The 5685-nt window shown below is 72.0% G+C and carries 5 protein-coding genes; 3 read left to right on the top strand and 2 right to left on the bottom strand.

The genetic code is table 11. The annotated features are described in order from the left end of the window. Positions 1 to 616 precede the first annotated feature (616 nt). Together N5095_RS00045 and N5095_RS00040 are read left to right on the top strand one after the other, a co-directional pair. On the top strand, positions 617 to 1681 hold the full coding sequence (locus N5095_RS00045; protein WP_267619763.1) for a hypothetical protein: 1065 nt from the start codon (positions 617 to 619) through the stop codon (positions 1679 to 1681). Positions 1682 to 1835: 154 nt separating this feature from the next. Then, a complete protein-coding gene (locus tag N5095_RS00040) occupies positions 1836 to 2369 on the top strand; it encodes an HTH domain-containing protein (protein ID WP_267619762.1) in 534 nt (177 codons plus the stop codon). 136 nt (positions 2370 to 2505) lie between these two features. On the opposite strand, the gene N5095_RS00035 is transcribed toward N5095_RS00040, so the two are convergent. Together N5095_RS00035 and N5095_RS00030 are read right to left on the bottom strand one after the other, a co-directional pair. After that, a complete protein-coding gene (locus tag N5095_RS00035) occupies positions 2506 to 3492 on the bottom strand; it encodes an AAA family ATPase (RefSeq protein ID WP_267619761.1) in 987 nt (328 codons plus the stop codon). Positions 3493 to 3710: 218 nt separating this feature from the next. Continuing rightward, positions 3711 to 4001: a DUF7344 domain-containing protein gene (locus N5095_RS00030; protein WP_267619760.1), complete on the bottom strand. Its 291-nt coding sequence runs from the start codon at positions 3999 to 4001 to the stop codon at positions 3711 to 3713. Positions 4002 to 4403: 402 nt separating this feature from the next. On the opposite strand from N5095_RS00030, the gene N5095_RS22315 reads away from it, so the two are divergent. Then, positions 4404 to 5513, top strand: coding sequence for a thermonuclease family protein (locus N5095_RS22315; protein WP_267619759.1), 1110 nt, complete (start codon positions 4404 to 4406; stop codon positions 5511 to 5513). The last annotated feature ends 172 nt before the right edge of the window (positions 5514 to 5685 follow it).

Genomic DNA, 5685 nt, shown 5'->3' with positions numbered 1-5685 from the left:
GGGTGGGTGGTGGGTGGGTGGTCGATGTGGGGTGGGTGGTGGGTGGGTGGTCGATGTGGGGTGGGTGGTGGGTGGGTGGTCGATGTGGGGTGGGTGGTGGGTGGGTGGTCGATGTGGGGTGGGTGGTGGGTGCCTTCGGCGCGGCGCGGTGGTGGGACGCCACGCCCGGATGGCATCGACGGTGTCACACGACGTCGCCGGCCGCGTGCCGAGGCCGGGACCGGACCGCGTCCGGCGACAGGTGTCGCACGGGAGTGGGGTCTTCGTGTGGACGCCCCGTCGACGCCATCGATTACGACCAAGGGCTACAGGGATAAGTCAGCCCCGACCGTTACACACTGTTTCGAGCCGTTTCAGGGGTTTCTGGCCGGTTTATCCGGTCGATAGCCGTCGAATCCACGCCAACGAGTGGCACGGTTCGGCCGGGGTGTTGCCGGGACACCGACGGGACGCGGCGAGACCGGAGGCGCGAGAGGCGGAGCACCGAGCGTCCGCGCACCCGAACACACAAGCGTACGAACCGACGGCACACGAACCGACGAGCGCACCGCCGGGGCGGACCGAGTGGCGAGTGTCCGGAACAGGTTTTTGCCGCGGCGTCGACTCCGGGCGGACGATGGAGTACTCTCACCCCCTGCCGGCCGCCCTCTCGCGATTCCCCGCGCTCGGCGGCGGCGACGGGTACGACCCCGACGCGTTCCGGGAGCACGAGCGCCCCTGTGGCGACCGGGTGACCGAAGCCGACGCCGACCGGGTCGTCCGGGACGCCGGCGAACTCGCGGCCGCCGTCGACGCCGCGGGTCGGGACGAGGTCGTCTGGATTCCGGGCGACGCGACCCTCGACGTGACCGACCTGGCCGGGCTCGAACCGGCTCCCGGCGTCACCGTCGCCTCCGACCGCGGTCTCGACGGGTCGCCCGGCGCCCGCCTCCTCGTGCGGGACCCGGACGAGCCAAACGAGCGACCCCGGCCGCTGTTCAGACTCGCCGGGGACGGGAGCCGCGTCACCGGTCTGTGCTTCGAGGCGCCGGAGACCGACTTCGCCGAGTACGTCTGGTGGAAGGAGGGGACGGCGGTGAGCGTCGACGCCGACGACGCGGAGGTCGACGACTGCGCCTTCCGCGGCTGGGGACACGCCGGCGTCGAGGTCGGGCGCTCGGGCGCCGTGGCGCGGACGCACGTCCACCACAATCACTTCGTGGACAACGCGCTCCGGCAGTTGGGATACGGGGTGACGGTGTTCCACGGCGACCCCCTCGTTCAGTCGAACTACTTCGACGACAACCGCCACGCGGTCGCCTGCGACGGGTTCGCCGACGCCGCCTACGTCGCCCGCGACAACCTCTGTGGACCGCGTGCCTGCGGCCACGTCTTCGACATGCACCGCGCCGAGGAGGTGAGCGACGACGCCGGCTCGCAGGCCGGGCGCCGCGTCGATATCGTCGACAACGTCGTCATGGCCCGGACCGGTCCGGACGGGGAGCCCGAGACGGGAATCTTCGTCCGCGGGACGCCCCTCGAGGGGGGGCGAATCGTCGGCAACCAGTTCGCGCACCCGCCGATGGACGACCCCCGAGGCGGCCCGGGCGAGGCGATGGCGCTCGCCGTCGACGACGTGGCGGCGGCGGGCATCCGCGTCGCCGACAACGACTTCGACGTGTCGGAGCCGGCACCGCGCTAGCGCCGAATCTTCCGCGTCGATGTCGAATCTTCCGTGGCGGCGTCTTCCGGCCCCGACCCGACCTGTCGGCGTCCCGTCGCGGCCGTGCGAGGGGCATATCTACGCGAGCGGCCTACTCACGGTTTAGGGAGGCGACGCCTCCCGGGTGAGCATCATGAACGGGCACGAACGGGGCGAACGGGGCGAGCACCGGGAGTCGACCGGAGAACCCGAAACGCCGGAGACCATCGAGTTGTGGGTGTGGGCGGACCGCGACTGTCTCGACGCCGAGCACGACCTCGTCATCGAGCGGGTCGAACGGCTGGTCGGGCGCGGCGTCGTCGACGCGTTCCGGACGAGAGAGTGGGACCACCAGATAGACCTCGCCGGACGCCGGCCGTCGAGCGTCCGGGAACACGCGGCGCGGAGTCACCTCGCGGCGTTCGAGCAGTGGGCAGCCACCCACGGCGTCGAGTTGCCGCTCCCGCCCGTCCACCGGGGTGGAGTCGGGCGGATGGGTCCGGAGACGACGCTCCAGGACTTGCCGATGCTGCTGATGGCCGAGTACGTCGGCGAGAACGTCGCGTTCGTCACGCCCTGCGAGACGGAGAGGGGTGGCCACTCCCCGGAGGGGCGCTTGGACCGGCTCGCGGCGGCCGGGAAGTGGGTGCCGCCGGAGTCGCTCGACGAGCCGGCGCCGACACCCTGACCCGAAGGTCGGGGCGGGCCGGTATCGGAACGAACCGGCGTTGGAACGAACCGGCGTCGGAGCGGACCTCCGTCGGAGCGGAGCGGCGCCGAGACAGACTGGCGTCGAAGGGGAGCGTCTGCGGGTCCTCCGCGCCTCAGCGGCCGGCGGCCGCGGAGGCCTCGTAGTCGACGGTCGGCACCTCGACCTGACCAAGGATGTCGGCGACCACGTCGCGCTTCTCCACCTCGCCGACGCGGGCGTCCGCGGTGAGCACGAGCCGGTGGGCGAGGACGGGCGGGGCGACGGCCTTCACGTCCTCGGGCGTGACGTAGTCGCGGCCGTCGACGACGGCGCGGGCGCGGGCCGCCTCGAACAGCCGTTGGGTGCCGCGCGGCGAGACGCCGGTGCGCACTCTGGAGTCGGCGCGAGTGGCTCGGGCCACGTCGGTGATGTACTGGCGCACGTCGGGTTCGACGTGGACCGCCTCCGGGGCGTGCTGAATCGCCGCCGCCTCCGATTCGGTGCAGACCGGCGACGCCTCGGGGGTGCGACTCGTCCGGTCCGCACGGCGGTTGATTATCTCGAGCTCCCCCTCGGCGTCGGGGTAGCCCAGCCGCGTCTTCACCATGAACCGGTCCTTCTGCGCTTCCGGCAGGGGGAACGTCCCCTCCTGCTCGACCGGGTTCTGCGTCGCGATGACGAAGAACGGGTCGGGGAGCTTCCGGGTCTCCCCGTCGACGGTGACCTGCCCCTCGGCCATGGCTTCGAGGAGGGCCGACTGGGTCTTCGGCGAGGCGCGGTTGATCTCGTCGGCGAGGACGACGTTCGAGAAGATGGGGCCGGGCTGGAACTCGAACTCCCGTTCGCGCTCGTTGAACACGTGGGTCCCCGTCACGTCGGCCGGGAGGAGGTCCGGCGTGAACTGGATGCGCGAGAAGGAGAGCCCCAGCGCGGTCGCGAGGGAGTTGGCGGTGAGGGTCTTCCCCGTCCCCGGCACGTCTTCCAGGAGGACGTGCCCGCGGGCGACGAAGCCGGTGAGGATGGTCTCGAGGGTCGACCGATCGATGATGACCGCCCCGGACACCTCGTCGAGGATGCGTCCGGTGCGCTCGGCGACGGCGCGGACGTCGGTGTCTGTCATGTGTGACGACTGAGTGGGACGGGGGATAAGTATGCGGTGACAAAGCGGACGACGCCGAGGTTCCGGGAGTCGGCGGCGGTGCGGCGGAGCGGTGTGGCGGCGGTGCAGCGGTGTAGCAACGGAGCGGCGGTGTAGCGGCCGAGCGGTGTGGCGGCGACGTCCACTAGTCGCGCCTCCGACGAATCGGCTAATCGACCGGCCACACAGCGTCCGTCACCTCATCGGTCGAGGGCGCACACCGAGAGGAGTACCCGTTCTATCGAGTCGAACGCCGGGCCGCGGGAGAGCTCCCCCGACTTCCGGTCCCACTCGACGTAGCCGTGGTCTGCGAGCTTCGGGACGTGACAGTGTCTGAGCGCGAGCTCCTCGTGCTCGTCGTCCGCGTCGCTCCGGAGAATGACGTCCTCGGGGACGCCGAGTGTCGGCCGGTCGACGAGCGCGAGGAGGAGCCGCCGGCGGGGCTCGCTGGCGAGCGCCTCCAGATGCTCGTCGAGTGCCTGCTCGTCCATGGGGGTGGGTCGGCGTACGATTACATACGACTTTTTATCGTCGAACCACTCTGTTCGGAACTTCTGAGAGACGGCATCGGCGACACGTCTCCGGGGTCGGCGTCCGAGCGCTTTCGACCCCGCGTTCGGGCGCCTCCGACCCCGTGCGGTCGGGAGGGGCGCGGAGAGAGGCTGCCGGGGCGACCGGGACGGTGGGGGCCGGAGTGGAGGGATGGGGGAGCGCGAGGGGGAAGGGAGGAGAGGGGTATCGAGAGAGTCGCGCGATTCGGGCGGGTCTCCCGGGTCGAGGAGATCGAGCGAATCGGGCGACGACCGGGCCGTCGACGGTTACCCGGGGCCCACTGCCGCCGGTGACCACCGGCTCAGCGAGCCCTTATCGGGAAGAGCCGACACGCTAGACGAGTGAACGGGGGGGCGCGGAGCGCCGGTGGGTCCGACAGCGGTCGGTGGGGAGCCGTCGCGCTGGCCCTGCTCGTCCTGCTCGCCGGCTGCGGCGGGCCGACGCTGGCGGGGGAGGTCGACGACGGAGGGGAGGCGGCGAACACGCCGCAGGCGACCGCGGACGGCGACGGCCGGCCGCCGGACGAAACGACGGACGGGGGGGCGACCGATTCGAAGGCGAGGTCGACACCGGGGAGCGACCGATCCGCGAACCCCCCGAGCCCGGCGAACGCGACCGACGGACGTGACGGAGTAAGCGGGCCTGACGGAGCGAAGGGGCGCAACGCGGTCGGCGTGGACGAACCGAACGCCACGACGAGTGTGGGAAATCGGGGGAGCGCGACGACGGGGGCGACGACGACGCCGAACTCGACGGCGGCGGGGGCGAGGACGGGAGGAACGACGGTGTCCGGGGCGGTCGGCGGGGTCGGGTCGAGCGGCGCGGCAGGTGGGTCGGGGGGAACGAGCACGAGTCCGGCGAGCGGGCCGTCATCGGACGCGACCGCGTCGACGACGACAACCGAGACGACGACCACGGACGGGCTATCGCCGACCGACACGACGCCCGACCCGTTCCCGGGCGGCCGGTCGGTGACGGTCCTGCGGGTGCTCGACGGCGACACGCTCCGCGTCGCCTTCGACGACGGAGCGACCGCGACCGTCGACCTCGTGGGCGTCGACGCGCCCGAGCGGTACGAACCACAGCGGCCCGCGGCGTTCCCCGGAGTCCCGGCGACGGCCGCCGGCCGGGCGCACCTCGACGTGTGGGGGGCAGAGGCACACGACGCGCTGACGGCGACGGCAGAGGGCGAGCGCGCGACGGTGTACGTCACGGCCCAGTCGAACGTCACGCGGTCGCCCGCCTCGACGGCGGGTGGGTACGACGAGCCGGAACCGCTGCTCGTCGCCTACGTCGACGTCGACGGCCGACGCCTCAACCGTGCGCTGCTCGGCGACGGCTACGCGCGGGCGACCGACGCGGGCCACCCTCGGCGGGCGGCGTTCCGTGCAGACGCGGACGCCGCGCGCGACGCGGGGCGGGGGTTGTGGTCCGCGAGCGGGTCGCTCTGACCGGACGGGTCGGAGACGCGGAACGGAGGGGAACGAAGTGGTGAGTGACGAGAACAGCGGACACGGGAGTGAGAGTCGGGCGGGGGCGAAAGTGGGGAGTTGGATGAGGGAGGAGGTGAGGGTCGAGTGAGGAATAGGGCGAGGGTCGAGTGAGGGAGGAGGTGAGGGTCGA

This window comes from Halobium salinum (genome assembly GCF_026586625.1).
Lineage (GTDB): Archaea > Halobacteriota > Halobacteria > Halobacteriales > Haloferacaceae > Halobium > Halobium salinum.
Note: the sequence above shows the minus strand (reverse complement) of the source record. Positions and strands in the feature narration are given on the sequence as shown.